Annotated in this window: 13 protein-coding genes and 1 tRNA gene; 8 read left to right on the forward strand and 6 right to left on the reverse strand. The window is 57.1% G+C overall.

Translation table 11 applies throughout. The annotated features are described in order from the left end of the window. Nucleotides 1-75 precede the first annotated feature (75 nt). Nucleotides 76-1251, reverse strand: coding sequence for a site-specific integrase (locus BHV64_RS08315; protein ID WP_288115726.1), 1176 nt, complete (start codon nt 1249-1251; stop codon nt 76-78). A gap of 453 nt (nt 1252-1704) precedes the next feature. Beyond that, the gene (locus BHV64_RS08320) at nt 1705-2043 is read right to left on the reverse strand and encodes a hypothetical protein (protein WP_015546623.1); all 339 of its coding nucleotides are present in this window, start codon (nt 2041-2043) and stop codon (nt 1705-1707) included. Nucleotides 2044-2297: 254 nt separating this feature from the next. On the opposite strand from BHV64_RS08320, the gene BHV64_RS08325 reads away from it, so the two are divergent. After that, a complete protein-coding gene (locus tag BHV64_RS08325) occupies nt 2298-3791 on the forward strand; it encodes a catalase (RefSeq protein WP_022061420.1) in 1494 nt (497 codons plus the stop codon). Nucleotides 3792-3932: 141 nt separating this feature from the next. Here BHV64_RS08325 and BHV64_RS08330 read toward each other — a convergent pair whose 3' ends face one another. The 3 genes from BHV64_RS08330 to BHV64_RS08340 are packed head-to-tail and all read right to left on the reverse strand — an operon-like array spanning nt 3933 to nt 7826. Further along, entirely contained in the window at nt 3933-5399 is a 1467-nt protein-coding gene (locus BHV64_RS08330) for a DEAD/DEAH box helicase (protein WP_118406976.1), read from the reverse strand. Between the two features lie 34 nt (nt 5400-5433). Next, entirely contained in the window at nt 5434-6798 is a 1365-nt protein-coding gene (gene miaB / locus BHV64_RS08335) for a tRNA (N6-isopentenyl adenosine(37)-C2)-methylthiotransferase MiaB (RefSeq protein ID WP_217727815.1), read from the reverse strand. A 38-nt stretch (nt 6799-6836) separates the two neighbouring features. After that, nucleotides 6837-7826 carry a YitT family protein gene (locus BHV64_RS08340; RefSeq protein ID WP_015546625.1) on the reverse strand — a complete coding sequence of 330 codons (990 nt, stop codon included), beginning with the start codon at nt 7824-7826 and terminating at the stop codon, nt 6837-6839. 134 nt (nt 7827-7960) lie between these two features. Here BHV64_RS08340 and plsY point away from each other — a divergent pair, with 134 nt between their 5' ends. From plsY to BHV64_RS08360, 4 genes are all read left to right on the forward strand, one after another. Further along, nucleotides 7961-8662: a glycerol-3-phosphate 1-O-acyltransferase PlsY gene (gene plsY, locus BHV64_RS08345; RefSeq protein WP_138266048.1), complete on the forward strand. Its 702-nt coding sequence runs from the start codon at nt 7961-7963 to the stop codon at nt 8660-8662. A gap of 119 nt (nt 8663-8781) precedes the next feature. Further along, nucleotides 8782-10482 (forward strand): AMP-binding protein, encoded by a 1701-nt coding sequence (locus BHV64_RS08350; protein ID WP_288115727.1) that lies wholly within the window; start codon nt 8782-8784, stop codon nt 10480-10482. A gap of 230 nt (nt 10483-10712) precedes the next feature. After that, nucleotides 10713-11783, forward strand: coding sequence for a sensor histidine kinase (locus BHV64_RS08355; RefSeq protein WP_022061252.1), 1071 nt, complete (start codon nt 10713-10715; stop codon nt 11781-11783). Next, nucleotides 11776-12516: a LytR/AlgR family response regulator transcription factor gene (locus BHV64_RS08360; RefSeq protein WP_022061253.1), complete on the forward strand. Its 741-nt coding sequence runs from the start codon at nt 11776-11778 to the stop codon at nt 12514-12516. The genes BHV64_RS08355 and BHV64_RS08360 overlap by 8 nt, the downstream gene beginning before the upstream one ends. A gap of 129 nt (nt 12517-12645) precedes the next feature. Here the strand turns inward: BHV64_RS08360 and BHV64_RS08365 are convergent, their stop codons facing one another. Continuing rightward, nucleotides 12646-13098: a type I restriction enzyme HsdR N-terminal domain-containing protein gene (locus BHV64_RS08365; RefSeq protein WP_118406978.1), complete on the reverse strand. Its 453-nt coding sequence runs from the start codon at nt 13096-13098 to the stop codon at nt 12646-12648. A gap of 51 nt (nt 13099-13149) precedes the next feature. On the opposite strand from BHV64_RS08365, the gene BHV64_RS08370 reads away from it, so the two are divergent. From BHV64_RS08370 to BHV64_RS08380, 3 genes are all read left to right on the forward strand, one after another. Continuing rightward, nucleotides 13150-14448: a glycoside hydrolase family 2 TIM barrel-domain containing protein gene (locus BHV64_RS08370; protein ID WP_195579392.1), complete on the forward strand. Its 1299-nt coding sequence runs from the start codon at nt 13150-13152 to the stop codon at nt 14446-14448. A gap of 106 nt (nt 14449-14554) precedes the next feature. Beyond that, nucleotides 14555-14627, forward strand: a tRNA-Lys gene (locus BHV64_RS08375). A gap of 178 nt (nt 14628-14805) precedes the next feature. Further along, the coding region (locus BHV64_RS08380) for a site-specific integrase (RefSeq protein WP_288115728.1) at nt 14806-15587 on the forward strand (782 nt) is incomplete at its 3' end.

The raw sequence follows: 15587 nt of genomic DNA on the forward strand, positions 1-15587 counted from the left end.
TTCCCCTTTGGATAAACTGATTGACGATAGGATTATATCGAACCCAATCCTAACTTCTTGCTAAAGAAGTATTTATTAAGCGACCATTCTGGGCGCACTGGCATAGATCTGAGTCGTCGTAATCTGCTTATGTCCGAGCATCTCCGAGACAGTCTCAATGGGAACGCCTTTCTCCAGCGTGACCGTCGTTCCGAACGTATGCCGACCGATGTGCGTCGATAGGTTTTTGGTAATGCCGCATTTTTGGGCAATACGTTTTATCGTTGTACACATACTTTTCCGATCTTTCACGGGAAAGACCCGCGTTTCGTCGATTTTACCCGGATACCCCCTATATCGTTCGATAAGCTCTTGCGCAATGGGCAGCAACATGATGTGATAAGGCGTACCGGTCTTCTGACGGCGATTGTAGATATATTGTTCTCCCGTCGGAGTTGTTACGATATGATCGTAAGTCAGATTCTTCAGATCTATATAAGCCAGTCCGGTGAAACAACAGAAAATAAACATATCCCGCACGGCCCGCTGCCGATGATAACGCAATTCTATATCCATAAGCCGTTGTATTTCTTCGTCGGACAGGAACATGCGGGGCTTATAATCCGGAGCACATTTGAACGCCAGAAAGGGATGACGGTCTATCCAGCCTTGCTCAACGGCTACATATAAAACACACTTCAACGTCTGGGTGCGTTTGAAAGCCGTTGTCTTGCCGCAATGTCCGTCTGAGAGCATCCATGCGTAATATCTTTCGATGAACGTGACATCCAACTCCTTCAAAGTCACATCTTCCAGTTTTTTCAGAACCAGATACCGCATCAGGCAACGGCGCTCTTCCATCAGCCTATCGTAAGTACGTTGCGCTCTGTCACGTCCGATTCTCGCTTTTATAGAATCGGCATGGTAGTCGAAAGCTGCGATAAGCGTTTTATATCGGTCGCCGAAACCATGGTAAGCATTCTTGACCTTATTGGCCGTGACATACGCATCACGGTCACTGATCGACTGATAGTGTTTGGCGATTTGAGCTTTGATGTTTTCAAGCATCTGGTGAATTTCGCGCGAAAGCGTATTTCGTTGCGATTTCAGATAATTGGTTTTCTCATCCCATAGTGCCGGGTCGATATTCAACTTGCAACTGAAACCGGCTTGCGTACCATTGACCGTGATGCGCCCCATGACCGGAACTTTCCCGTCTTTCGAGATTTTATCCTTTTTCAGATAAAACAGAACTTTGAACGTACTTTTCATAACTCAACAATTTTTAATGTGACAAAGGTATCGGTTGTTGAGTTCTCAAGAATTACGTATATTTGCGCAAGAAATTGTAATTCAGTCGCATATATGCTATTATAAAGCAATTCGACGGGGTTACGATTTGGTAACGAAACTCCCGTCGAATTCTACTTTTAATAGCCTTTGCATCCGAAATCCGTGTAAATAACGGAATTTTAATATATTGATTTTCGGTTATTTACATTTTGCCTATTCCAATTATAAAAAAACACTCATCCTTGAAAGGAGGGGCTTTCATTATGGGACTTCCGATGCAGATTTACTTCCGGCAGAAGTAAGTTCCCGGATGGAATTGCAGCCCAAGCGGCGGCCAACCCCGAAAAATCCCGTGCTCACAACCTCCCCAAACCCCTCCTTGAAAGGACGCCGTGCCTCACATTATGCTTTCCGCAGGGCCGTCGACCGGCTTTACGTCAAAAAAGGATTGACGACCCGGTTCACATATTTTTTCCGGAACTCGGACTCCCGGTACACGTAATCCACCGCCGTGAACCGGATTTCGTCCCCGGACTTGCTGATTCCGGACCGCAGGGCCTCTATCTTCCCGTCGCAACGCGCCCCGAGGCGGACGAAGCAGCCTTCGGCAATATCAAAAGCAAACTCCCGGATACCCCGGATCAGGACAGCGGGGTGCTGCAATTCCATTGCATCGGGAAATGTCCGGATCAGGACGGCGAACCCGACCTTCTCCACCTCCGTGACCAGCATGGCCGCAAAAAACTCACGGCTGAAATTCAAATCAATCATTGCAGGCTAAACTGTTTCAGCGAACGGTCCCGATTCCCGGAACCGCCGTTCCGTTTCTCAAAGATAACGCCCCGGACCGAAATATCCGCACATTCGGCCGGAAATTTTCAGTCCGCACGCCGTTCCGTCCGGGCACGATTTTGGCCATTATAGGTTTAAGTTATGGCACTATCAATATTATCCGCTTGTTATTCACAGAATTATATCATACATTTACAAGCAGGGAATCCGTCACAACCAAAAACAAAAGCCATATGGACAAAAAGAAACTGACAGCCGAAAACGGCCGGCCCATCGCCGACAACCAGAACATTCAGACAGCCGGGAAACGCGGCCCCGTAACCTTGCAGGACCCGTGGTTCCTCGAAAAACTCGCCCACTTCGACCGCGAAGTCATCCCCGAACGGCGCATGCACGCCAAAGGATCGGGAGCCTTCGGAACCTTCACCGTGATGCACGACATCACGAAATACACCCGGGCGTCGATCTTCGCCGAGGTGGGCAAGCAGACCCCGTGCTTCGTGCGCTTCTCGACCGTGGCCGGAGAACGCGGCGCGGCGGATGCCGAACGCGACATCCGCGGCTTCGCCATCAAGTTCTACACCGACGCCGGCAACTGGGACCTCGTGGGCAACAACACCCCGGTCTTCTTCCTGCGCGATCCGCTGAAGTTTCCCGACCTGAACCACGCCATCAAGCGCGACCCGCGCACCGGACTGCGCAGCCCGAACAGCAACTGGGACTTCTGGACGCTGCTGCCCGAGGCGCTGCATCAGGTGACCATCACGATGTCGCCGCGCGGCATTCCGGCCTCCTTCCGCCACATGCACGGATTCGGAAGCCACACGTACAGCCTCTACGACAAAGACAACCGACGCACGTGGGTCAAGTTCCACCTCCGCACCGAGCAGGGGATCAGGAACCTGACCGACGCGGAGGCCGAGGCCATCATCGCCAAGGACCGCGAATCGAACCAGCGCGACCTGTTCGAAGCCATCGAACGCGGCGACTATCCGCGCTGGCTGATGCAGGTGCAGCTGATGACCGAGGAGCAGGCCCGGACCTATAAAATCAATCCGTTCGACCTGACGAAGGTGTGGTATCACGGCGATTTTCCGCTGCACGACGTGGGCATTCTGGAACTCAACCGCAATCCGGAAAACTTCTACGCCGAAGTCGAGCAGGCCGCCTTCAACCCGATGAACATTGTCGAGGGCATCGGCTTCTCGCCAGACAAGATGCTGCAAGGACGCCTCTTCTCCTACGGCGATGCGCAGCGTTACCGCCTGGGCGTGAATCACAACCTGATTCCGGTGAACAAGCCCCGCTGTCCGTTCCACGCCTACCACCGCGACGGGCAGATGCGCACCGACGACAATTACGGCGCGACGACGCCCTACGAGCCGAACAGCTACGGCGAATGGCAGGACACACCGGCCCTCAAGGAGCCGCCCCTGGCCGTCGACGGCGCGGTCTACAACTACGACGAGCGCGAATTCGACGACGATTATTACACGCAGCCGGGCAAGCTGTGGCGGCTGATGACGCCCGCAGATCAGCAGGCGACATGCGAAAACACGGCGCGCGCCATGGGCGATTCGGAACTGTTCATCAAGCAGCGGCACGTGCGCAACTGCTACAACGCCGATCCGTCGTACGGCGAAGGCGTGGCCCGGGCGCTGGGCATCAGCCTCGCCGAAGCCCTGACGGCCGAAGACCCCGCGCATCCCGCATGGGATAAAAGATAAATCCGACCCCACCCCAGCCCTCCTTCAGGGAGGGAGATGGCATACGCTCCGGACGGCGGTACATTAGCGTATGTGATCACGCCCGGTAAAACGGAGGTAAACAAAAATTCCCGTCGTTGGTTCGACGGGAATTTTTGGTATTTATGCCTGCGGCGTCGGTTCGCCGCCCTGCGGCTTGTTGCCGCGGCCCCGATTGCGGCCTCCGCGGTGACGGCGGCGGTCGCGGGTCCCGCGGTTGCCTTCGCCACGGCCCGAAGCGTGGTCGCTGTCCGGCGAAGCGGGTTGTGCCGCGGCAGGTTCCGCAGCCGCAGTCGCAGCCGCCGGGCGTTCGCTGCGGCGGTCCCGGTCGTTACGACCCGAACGGTCGCCGCGTCCGCCGCGTCCGCGGCCCGAGCCGGAACGCCCTCCCCCGCTGCGACCTCCGCGCCCCCGGCCGAAGCGGCCGCGGTTCTCGTCGGGAGCGTATTTCGGGCCTTCGCCCACGCTCTCGGGCAGTTCGGCCTTGCGGATGTCCCGCTCGATGAATTTCTCGATCTGGTGGAACTTGCCCTGCTCCTCCTCGCTGACGAACGTCATGGCGGCGCCCGAAGCCGCCGCGCGGGCCGTACGGCCGATGCGGTGGATGTAGTCCTCGGGGTCGTGCGGCACGTCGTAGTTGAGCACCAGGCCGATGTCCTCGATGTCGATACCGCGCGCGACGATGTCCGTGGCGACGAGGATTTTCACCTTGTTGTTCTTGAAGTTGAGCATCACCTCCTCGCGCTGCGCCTGCTCCAGGTCGGAGTGCATGGCCGCAACGTCGAGTCCCATGCGCTTGAGTGTATGGGCCAGCTCCTTGACCTTGAGTTTCGACGACGAGAAGATGATCGTCTTCGAGTCGGTCGGCTCGGCGAACAGCTCGCGGATGATGCCCAGTTTCTGACGCTCGTAGCAGATGTAGGCCGACTGGTCGATGGCTTCGTTGGGTTTCGAAATGGCGATGTTGACCTCGGCGGGATTGCGCAGAATGGTCTTGGCCAGTTCGCGGATCTTCGGGGGCAGCGTCGCCGAGAACATGATCGTCTGCCGTTCGGCGGGCATGTAGGAGATGATCTTCATAATGTCGTCCGAGAAACCCATGTCGAGCATGCGGTCGGCCTCGTCGAGAATCAGGTATTCGACGTGCGAAAGATCGACGCCGCTGTTTTGCAGGTGGGCGATCATGCGGCCCGGAGTGGCGATCACCACGTCGGCGCCGTTCAGCATGCCGTTTTTCTGGATGTCCCAGCCCTTGCCGTCGCCGCCGCCGTAGACCACCGTCGTCGAGAGGGGCGCATAATAGGAGAAGCCCTGGAACTGCTGGTCGATCTGCTGCGCCAGCTCGCGCGTCGGCACGATGATCAGCGATTTCACCACGTTGTCGGGGTTGCCCTCGATGAGCAGTTTGTTCAGCAGCGGCAGCGTATAGGCCGCGGTCTTTCCCGTACCGGTCTGGGCGCAGCCGATAATGTCGCGGCCCTCCAGAATCACCGGAATCGTGTGCTCCTGCACAGGAGTCATCTCGTGGAAATTCATATCCTCAAGACCGTCGAGGATTTCATCCTCCAGGTCGAGTTCATCGAAACGCATAAAACAGAAATTTTTAATTCTTAATTTTTCACTTTTAATTGCACGGTCCGGAAATGACATCTCCGAATAGCGTGGCCGGCGTGCAGCCCGTGATGCGAACCCACACATAGTCGCCGACCCGATGATCCCCGCGGTCGAAAACCACCACCTTGTTCTGCGAAGTGCGGCCCGACAGCTGGTTCCTGTCGCGCTTCGACTCGCCCTCGACCAGCACTTCGAACTCCCGGCCCACGTCGCGCAGGTTGCTCGCATGGCCCAGCTCGTTTTGCAGGGCGATGATTTCGGACAGCCGGCGCGACTTCACCTCCTCGGGAACGTCGTCCCCCAGGTGCTTTTCGGCAAAAGTGCCCGGACGCTCCGAATACTTGAACATGTAGGCGAAATCATAGCCCACCTCGCGCATCAGCGACAGGGTTTGCAGGTGCTCCTCCTCCGTCTCGCCCGAGAAGCCCGCGATCAGGTCGGTGGTGATCGCACAGTCGGGCAGATAGCGGCGGATGGCGGCGATGCGGTCGAGATACCATTCGCGCGTATATTTGCGGTTCATGCGGCCGAGCATCGACGTGGCGCCCGACTGGGCCGGCAGGTGAATCGCCCGGCAGACGTTGGGCATCGAGGCCATGACCTCCAGCAGGCCGTCGCTCATATCCTTGGGATGCGAGGTGGCGAACCGCACGCGCAGCAGCGGCGAGACCGACGCCACGCGGCGCACCAGCTCCGGGAAATCGACGTCGCCCATACGGTAGGAATTGACGTTCTGCCCCAGCAGCGTCACCTCGCGGTAGCCGTTTTCGAACAAACTGCGCGCCTCGGCGACGATGGTCTCCGCATCGCGGCTCCGCTCGCGGCCCCGGGTGTAGGGGACCACGCAATAGGAACAGAAGTTGTCGCACCCCCGCATGATCGCCACGAAGGCGCTCACGCCGTTGCGGTCGAGGCGCACGGGGGCGATTTCGGCATAGGTCTCCTCGGTCGAAAGCAGCACGTTGACACCCTTGCCGCCCGCCTCGGCCTCGCGCACCAGGCGCGGCAGGTCGCGGTAGGCGTCCGGCCCGGCCACGACATCGACGCCCGCAGGTCCCTCGACCAGCTTCTCGCGCAGGCGTTCGGCCATGCAGCCGATGACGCCCACGACAAGACCCGGATTCGCGCGCCGGTAGCGTTTCATCTCGGCCAGACGGCCCCAGATGCGCTGCTCGGCGTTGTCGCGGATCGAGCAGGTGTTGATCAGGATGACATCGGCCTCGCCGATGCGGTCCGTATAGACATAGCCTTCGCGCTGCATGAGCGAAACGACGATCTCCGTGTCGCCGACGTTCATCTGGCAGCCGTAGGTCTCGATGAAAAGTTTGCGCCCGGCGCCCTCCAAAGGCCGTAATGTATTGACGTTAAATCCCAATTTTCAATTCTTAATTTTTAATTCTTAATTGGCGGAGCCTATTCCGCCTGTATCTCGTTTTTCTCGGGGAACTGCTTGAAGCCCTCCCCGAAGGTTTCGTAGGCATCCGTCACCACGACGAATGCCTTCGGGTCGATCTCCTTGATCTTGTGCTGCACGAGGCGCACCTCCTTGCGGCTCACCACCAGAAAGATCATGTCGCGCAGCGAATCGGTGTACATGCCCTTCGACTTGATGTAGGTGGCGCTGCGGTCGAGGTCGTCGATGATGAACCGTTTCAGCTCCTCGTGGTGGTCGCTGATGATGAACAGCAGCTTGTCGTACGACGCGCCGTCGAGCAGGTAGGCGATCACACGCGACGAGATGTAGATCGTGATGAGCGAATAGAGCGTCAGCATCCAGCCGTTCGCTGCCGCCTCGCCCGTGCCGATTCCGAAGCCGATCACGGCCAGTCCCGACAGCACGACGAACCCGTCGGCCAGCAGGATGCCCGTCGAGAACTTGATCCCGGCGAACTTCTGCAACAGCATGCCCACGATGTCCGTGCCCCCCGTGGTCGCCTGCTGTCGCACGACGATACCCTGCCCGATGCCGATCACCACGGCGCCGATGACGCACGTCAGCAGCAGGTCGTTCGAGAGGTCCAGCCGCCCGCCCAGCAGCAGCGAAGGGTCCAGCGACTCGACCGCCTCGGGATTCGGGTAGACCAGCCGCGTGAGCACGTTCATAAAGCCCGGCGTATAGAGCGCCGCCAGCACCGTGCGCGTGCCGAAACCGCCGCCGAAGACCAGCATGGAGATCAGCATCAGCGGAATGTCGAACATGTAACCGAACGTACCGACCTGGACCGAAGGGAAGATGTTATGCAGCACGATACCCATGCCGTAGACCCCGCCCGGCACGAACTTGTAGGGATTGACGAAGAGCACGAACCCCGCGCCCATGACCGAGCAGCCGAGGAAAATCAGAAACCACGAGCGCCACCACGCCCACGAGCCCATCGGTTCGAGCAAAGCCTTTGTGTTCATACATTAATTCATTTAGAATGCAAAGATACTAAATTCTCCGGAAATGCGGGATACGGCGGCGGTTTTTTCGCCCCCGGCTTCCACATACGGATTTTTTGACTATATTTGCATGAACAAGTTAACACGCGAAAAAGATGATTCTGACGATATATACGGCTACCACCATGATTATCATCGCCTATCTGCTCGGCTCGATTCCAAGCGCCGTATGGATCGGCAAGAAATATTACGGCATCGACATCCGCGAGCACGGCTCGAAGAACGCCGGAACGACCAACATGCTCCGCGTGCTGGGCCGGCGGGCCGCCCTGCCGGTCTTCGCGCTCGATTTCCTAAAAGGATTCGTGGCCGTGACGATCATCGAACTGATGCAGTACGACGACCTGATCGGACAGAACGACCTGATAAACCTCAAGATCGTCGCCGTGTTCGCCGCCGTGCTGGGCCATATCTTCCCGATTTTCGCCGGATTCCGCGGCGGGAAGGGCGTCGCGACGCTCGTGGGCGCCGTGACGGGCATCTATCCCCCCGTGGCGCTGCTGTGCTTCGGCGTGTGGCTGGTGATACTGATGGTCTCGCACTACGTGTCGCTGGCCTCGATGGTCGCCGGATGCTGCTTCCCCGTCTTCACCCTCATATCGCCCAAAGTCAACGGATCGACGGCTTTCGTGGTGTTCTCGTTCGTGATCGCCATCCTGCTGATCTACACCCACCGCAAGAACATCGAACGGCTGAAGGCGGGAACCGAGTCGAAGACCTTCATCTGGAAGCCGCGGCGCGTGAAACTCGACGACGAGGAGCGGAAAAAGAGCGGCAAAGAGCACGATCGGGAATAACCGGCTCCGGACTTTTCGACGAAATTATCCGCATAAAAGGATAAATCCTGCGGCCGGCATACGGCAAAATAAATTTTTACGTTATCTTTGCGCCGCAATAAAGACCTAAAGCAAGCGTCATGTTACAGGAAAACCTGCTGAAAATATACGAAACGAGTTTTCGGGAAAATCGGGAGATGTCGGCGCTGACCGACTATTTCAAGGGCGAGACCTTTTCGTACTATGAAATGGCCAAGGAGATTGCGAAAATCCACCTGCTTTTCAAGAAAGCCGGGATCAAGCAAGGCGACAAAATCGCACTCATCGGCCGCAACAACCCACGCTGGTGCATCACCTACATGGGAACCATCACCTACGGAGCAGTGATCGTGCCGATCCTTCAGGATTTCACCCCTGCGGACATCATCCATATCATCAACCGCTCGGAAAGCCGCCTGCTGTTCCTGGGCGACAACTTCTGGGACGTGATCGAGGAGGACCAGATCAAGCAGATCGAAGCCGTATTCTCGCTCACGGACTTCCACGCGATCTACGAGCGCGACGGCAAGTCGCTCACCAAGTTCCAGCGCGACATCGTGAAGAACTACCGCACCAAGTATCCGCGCGGATTCAGCGTCAACGACATCAAATATCCCGAAATACCCAACGACCAGGTCGTCCTGCTCAACTACACCTCGGGAACGACCGGCTACTCGAAGGGCGTGATGCTCACGGTGAACAACCTCACGAGCAACGTGATGTTCGCCGCAACGACAATCAACACCCAGACCGGACAGCGGTACTTCCAGAAAGGAGGCCGCACGCTGTCGTTCCTGCCGCTGGCCCACGCCTACGGCTGCGCGTTCGACTTCCTCGCGCCGCTGGCCGTCGGCGGACACATCACCCTGCTGGGCAAGATTCCGGCGGCGAAAATCCTGCTGGAAGCGATGGCCGTCGTGAAACCCACGATCATCTGCTGCGTGCCGATGATCCTCGAAAAAGTCTACCGCAAGCAGGTGCTCCCGATGCTGGAGAAAGGCCTCATGTCGATTGCCATGAAGATTCCGCTGCTCAATTCGGCCATCTACTCGGTGATCCGCAAGAAACTGATGGACGCCTTCGGCGGCAACGTCGGAATCTTCATCGTCGGCGGCGCGCCGATGAACCAGGAGACCGAATCGTTCCTGATGAAGATCAAGTTCCCGATCACGATCGGCTACGGCATGACCGAATGCGCCCCGCTGATCAGTTTCACCCCCGACAACGAGTTCAAGGCCGGTTCGTGCGGCCGGTTCCTGAAAGGGCTGCTCGAAGTGAGGATCGACTCGGAAGACCCGCAGCGCGTGGCCGGCGAAATCCTCGTCCGCGGCGAGCACGTTATGAAGGGATACTACAAAAACGACAAGGACACCCACAAGGTCCTCGACGAGGAGGGATGGCTCCATACGGGCGACATGGCCACGATGGACCCCGACGGCACGCTCTACATCCGCGGCCGTTCGAAAACCATGATCCTCTCGGGCAACGGCCAGAACATCTATCCCGAGGAGATCGAGGACAAGCTCAACAACATGTACCTCGTGCTCGAATCGCTGGTGCTCGACGCCGGAAACGGCAAGATCAAGGCCCTCGTGGTCCCCGACTACGAACAGGCCGAGGCCGAGGGCGTGGACAAGGCCGACCTGCCGCAGATCATGCAGAACAACCTTCAGGAACTCAACGCGCAGCTGGCCGCCTACGAGCGCATCTCGGGCATCGCACTCTACCCCAACGAGTTCGAAAAAACCCCGAAACGAAGCATCAAACGCTATCTATACGAACCCTCGCTGTTGAACAAATAAGGCACAGGCAGGTAACCAATTGGATTCTCTATCCCAAAATTCTTCATAGTCACTGAATCCATTCTAACAATGAGGCGTCACTAATTAGTACGGTTACCTGCTTTCTTTCACACCCGGCTTCCGAAGAGCCGGGTGTTTTTTGAATCGGCGCATTGCGGGCAAAGCTCGATGCGTCGCGGCAAAGCTCAAACAAGTTTGGCTTTGCCCGCGACTTTCACTATATTTGAAGCATGAAAATCCAGAAAAAACAAGCCATCGGTGAAAACCTGCTCTACGTGATGGTCTGGACGGCCATCATCCTGGTCCCGGTCCTCAACTCGCAGATGATGTCCGAAATGCACGTCAACCTGGAAAACGTGCTGACTGCCTGGAGGTATATCGCCCCCTATCTGATCATCTTTCTCATCCACAATGCCATCATCGCCCCGCGCTACATGCTCCGGCGAAAATACGGGAAATACCTCGCGAGCAACCTGGCGCTGATCATCAGCGTCTTCTGGCTGGTGCAGATCTACGAGGACCACCTCACGGACCACCTCCTCAAACAAAACGATCCCGAAGCGCTCGACGCCTACCGCAAAGCGTCGTTCTCCAATCTGGAGATGTACTGGAACGTGGTGCTGGGATTCTTTATGACCGGAGCCAACACGGGTATCAAGCTGATATACCAGTCGATGCGCGACGAACAGCAGATGGAGGCGCTCAAGCGCCAGAACCTTCAGGCCGAAATGGATTACCTGAAATACCAGATCAACCCGCACTTCTTTATGAACACGCTCAACAACATCCACGCGCTGATCGACATCGACACCGAGTCGGCCAAGAACGCCGTGATCGAGCTTTCGAAGATGATGCGTTACGTGCTCTACGAGTCGGGGCGCGAGATCATTTCGCTCAACCGCGACATCCAGTTCCTGAAAAACTACATCGAACTGATGCGCATTCGTTACACCGACGCCGTGAATATCAGCGTGGAGTCGCCCGGCAACCTGCCCGAACAACTGTCGATCCCGCCGCTGCTGCTGATCGTCTTCGTCGAAAACGCCTTCAAACACGGCGTAAGCTACAACCATCCGTCGTTCATCCGCCTGAAGATCGAATACGCCGACGGGCAGGTGACCAGCACGCTCACCAACAGCCGCCACGCCGCCCAGAGCAGCAAACACCCCGCGGGAATCGGACTGGAGAACGTCCGCAAACGCCTCGAACTGATCTACGGCGCGAAGAACTACTCGCTGGAAATCCGCGAGGAGGAGAAGACCTATACCGTAAAACTCGTAATCCCGACGCTCAATGCTTAAATGTATCGCCATCGACGACGAGCCGCTGGCTCTGCGTCAGCTGACAAGCTACATCTCGAAAATACCCTATCTGGACCTCGTCGCAAAATACAACAACGCCCTGGAAGCGCAGCAGATGCTCGCGGGAAAGAAGGTGGACCTGATTTTCGTCGACATCAACATGCCCGACCTCAACGGCGTGGATTTCGTCCGCGCGCTGATCGACCGCCCGATGGTGATTTTCACCACGGCCTATTCGGAGTACGCCGTCGAGGGATTCAAGCTCGACGCGGTGGACTACCTGCTCAAACCGTTCAGCTTCGCCGATTTCAGCCGTTCGGCGGCCAAGGCCAATTCGCTCTACGAACTCCGCCACAACCAGCGCCCGGCGCAGGAGGGGGAATCCGAGGCGCTGCCCAAAGACAAGGAGTATATCTCGGTGAAGGCCGATTACAAGGTTTCGCTGGTGAAGATCAGCGACATCGTCTATCTCGAAAGCGAAGGCGAATACGTGCGCATGCACCTCGCCGACGGAACGACCATCACCACGCTGTTCCGGCTCAAGAACATGGAGACGGCGCTTCCTTCGGAGTCGTTCATGCGCGTGCACCGTTCGTACATCGTCAACCTGCGCACGATCAAGGCCTACGTCAAAGGGCGCATCTTCCTCAACGACACGGAGTACGTACCGATCGGCGAGAATTACAAGGAAGCCTTCCAGGGATATATCGACAAGAATTTCCGAAATTTGTAGCGATCCGGCCGGGCGGAGATCAGGACCGCCGAGTACAGGGAAAACGGACGGGGAAACGGCTGGGGAAACGGCTGGGGAAACGGCTGGGGAAACGGCTGGGGGGGGGAAACGGCCGGGGAAAACGGACGGTCAATCACCGGAAAGATCCGGGAAGCCGCCGAGCTGGACATACTCCCCGTCGCGGCATTCGCAGCAGTAATGCCGCAGGCCGTTGGTCAGAATGACGTAGCGCGCCCCCAGCACCGAATTGTAGCGCACGGCCTGCGCGAGCGTCCGGCCGTTGATCGGGATGCACGGGGCCTTGCACTCGGCCAGGAGCAGCGGCTCGGCCCGGTCGCCCACGACCACCACGTCGGCCCGCTGGGGCTGGCCGTTGAGCGCCACGGCATACTCCTGGACGATGCGTTTGGGCTGCACGCCGCAATACGCCGTCAGGTAAGCGATCAGATGCTGGCGGACCCACTCCTCGGGCGTCAGCACGAGATAAATGCCTCGCAGGGAATCCCAGACCTCCACGCCGTCACCGCGGCGGCGCGCACGCAGCCGGATGGCAGGAAAATTGAGTTTGGGCAGCCTGGACATCGCAGTATCGAAAAATTTCTGTATCTTTACGGAGGACAAATATACGAACTTATGCGGACTATCCTTTCGACCATAGCGCTTTTTTCCCTCTGCGGACTTTGCGCGCAGGAGTACACACCGACTTACGGACGCGAATTGCCGCGCGGCGAGATACTCGCCTATCCTTCGGCCGAAGCGGCCACGGCGGCCGACGGCGGCGACAACCGCTACTTCACGCGTCTGACGGAATGGAACCTCAAGGACAACGTTTTCTCGACACCGTTCACCGTGCCGTTCGCATGGGCCAACCGGCAGGTGCTGTTCCACCTGGGATGGGCGTCGGGCGACTACGAAGTGCGCGTGAACGGCCTTCCCGTGGCCTGCAACGCCGACGGCAACAACCCGGCGGAAATCAACATCACCAAACAGGCCAAAGAGGGCCGCAACATGCTCGAGGTCATCCTCGCGCAGCCGTCGTCCGTCACACCGCTCGAAAGCTGGAAAGAGGCTCCGGCGCCCTCCATCGGCGGAGCCTGGCTGATGAGCCAGCCCACGCTGCGCGTGCGTGACGTCGTGACCAGAACCCGCATGGGCGAAGACGGCAACGCCACGGCGGAGATCGCCGTCGCGGTGAAAAGCGAGGCCCTCAACCCGCGCACCTCGCGCATCCACTACCAGCTGCTCACGCCGACGGGCGAAAATGCCGCAGCGGGACAGAAAGACGTCACCCTCGACATGCGCCGCGAAGACACGCTGCGGTTCCTGGCCCGTATTCCCGCCAACTTGCTGTGGAGCGCCGAACTCCCCACGCAGTACACGCTGCGGCTCAAAACCCAGCACGAAGGCCGCTACGTCGAATATCTGGAACTCCGCCTCGGCTTCCGCTCGGTGGAGATGCAGGACGGGCGGATGTCGCTGAACGCACGCCCCGTGACGCTACGCGTACGCGAAGTCCCCGCGGCGATCACCGAAAACGAAATCGCGGCGCTGCGCGAGCAGGGATTCAACACGCTAAAACTGCTGCCGGGGCCTGTGCCCGAATCGCTGCTGAACTTTTGCGACGTGCAGGGCCTCTACGTGATTGCGCAGGCGCCGATCGACACCCGCCGCAGCGGGGAGTCGCGCCGCAAGGGCGGGAATCCGTCCAACGACCCCGAATGGCAGCCGGCATACCTCGAACGCACGGAGAACAGTTACCACACCACGAAGCGCCATCCGTCGGTGGTGGCCTTCGCGCTGGCCACACAGTCGGCGAACGGCATCAACCTCTATGAAAGTTATTTGAATATGAAGCGTTTCGGCGATTCGCGGCCTTTCATCTACCCGGACGCCGGCGGCGAGTGGGACAGCGACAAACTGGCGCTGGAATAACCCCGGAGGCCGGAAAAGCAGAAATTTTTCAAAATTTTTCCGGCAAATTTTTTGGAGATATAAAAATTATAGCTACCTTTGCACTCGCAATCAGATAATGATTGATGCCTCTTTAGCTCAGTTGGTAGAGCACGACACTCTTAATGTTGGGGTCCAGGGTTCGAGCCCCTGAGGGGGTACAAAGCAAAAGACTGATAAAATGATTATCGGTCTTTTTGTTTTTGTGCGTCTGCCCTGCCGTCGGGGATTTTCGGGTAGAAAAGAGGGCCTTTTCGGGGAAATGTTTACCCTTTTGTTTACCCCGTTTCTCGGAGGGTAAACAGAAAGTCATATCTTCTGCGCAACAAGCGTAAACAAATGACTATCAACACGAATGTAATATTCCGCAAAGACAAAATCAAATCAAACAATACCGCACCGATACACATTCGGTTTACCCTAAATCGTAAGATTCGCTATGCAAGCACAGGTATCACGATTCATATAAGCGATTGGGACTTTGAAAATCAACGCATTAAGGGAAACAACCCCGAAATGCAAGAATTACAATACCGAATCGACACCAAACTAAACGAGTATCGACGCAAAATCAAACGCCTTGAAGCATTAGAGGTAGAGGTTACGCTCGACAATCTTTTGGAAACCAACGGACGGAAAATCAATTGCACGGTCGGCGAATATCTGAAACAGACCATCGAACGGTTGGAAATACTCGGTAAATACGGCTCGGCATCCAAACACCGTTCGTTGTTATCTCGTCTTTCGCAATTTCGGTCGCTGAATATCCGATTTGACGAAATAGACCTTGCATATCTTCACGATTTTGAACTGTTCCTGCGTAAAGAGGGCAACACAAACAACAGCATAGCCACCAAATACGCTATCTTTAAGGCCGCCTATAACAAGGCACTCGCCGAGGGTTTATTCGTGCCTAAAACTACCCCATTCACCAAATACAAGGTTGGGAGCCTATGGACACGGACGAGAAAGCGAGCCATCACGAAAGAAGATATACAGAAACTCGTTGCATTGGAGATAGCCCCTAATTATAGAACGGACTATGCCGAGTTTGCACGAGACATCTTTCTGTTCTCCTACTACACGGCAGGCATTAATTTTACGGATATGGCTACCCTGCG

Origin of the sequence: Alistipes sp. 56_sp_Nov_56_25 (assembly GCF_001915285.1) — a bacterium.
Lineage (GTDB): Bacteria > Bacteroidota > Bacteroidia > Bacteroidales > Rikenellaceae > Alistipes > Alistipes shahii.

Excerpts from the sequence above, each read along its gene's own strand:
- BHV64_RS08365 (WP_118406978.1), bottom strand. The coding sequence starts at position 13,098 with ATGTCCAGGCTGCCCAAACTCAATTTTCCTGCCATCCGGCTGCGTGCG.
- plsY (WP_138266048.1), top strand. The coding sequence starts at position 7,961 with ATGATTCTGACGATATATACGGCTACCACCATGATTATCATCGCCTAT.
- BHV64_RS08330 (WP_118406976.1), bottom strand. The coding sequence starts at position 5,399 with ATGCGTTTCGATGAACTCGACCTGGAGGATGAAATCCTCGACGGTCTT.
- BHV64_RS08315 (WP_288115726.1), bottom strand. The coding sequence starts at position 1,251 with ATGAAAAGTACGTTCAAAGTTCTGTTTTATCTGAAAAAGGATAAAATC.
- BHV64_RS08350 (WP_288115727.1), top strand. The coding sequence starts at position 8,782 with ATGTTACAGGAAAACCTGCTGAAAATATACGAAACGAGTTTTCGGGAA.
- BHV64_RS08320 (WP_015546623.1), bottom strand. The coding sequence starts at position 2,043 with ATGATTGATTTGAATTTCAGCCGTGAGTTTTTTGCGGCCATGCTGGTC.
- BHV64_RS08370 (WP_195579392.1), top strand. The coding sequence starts at position 13,150 with ATGCGGACTATCCTTTCGACCATAGCGCTTTTTTCCCTCTGCGGACTT.
- BHV64_RS08325 (WP_022061420.1), top strand. The coding sequence starts at position 2,298 with ATGGACAAAAAGAAACTGACAGCCGAAAACGGCCGGCCCATCGCCGAC.
- BHV64_RS08355 (WP_022061252.1), top strand. The coding sequence starts at position 10,713 with ATGAAAATCCAGAAAAAACAAGCCATCGGTGAAAACCTGCTCTACGTG.
- BHV64_RS08340 (WP_015546625.1), bottom strand. The coding sequence starts at position 7,826 with ATGAACACAAAGGCTTTGCTCGAACCGATGGGCTCGTGGGCGTGGTGG.
- BHV64_RS08360 (WP_022061253.1), top strand. The coding sequence starts at position 11,776 with ATGCTTAAATGTATCGCCATCGACGACGAGCCGCTGGCTCTGCGTCAG.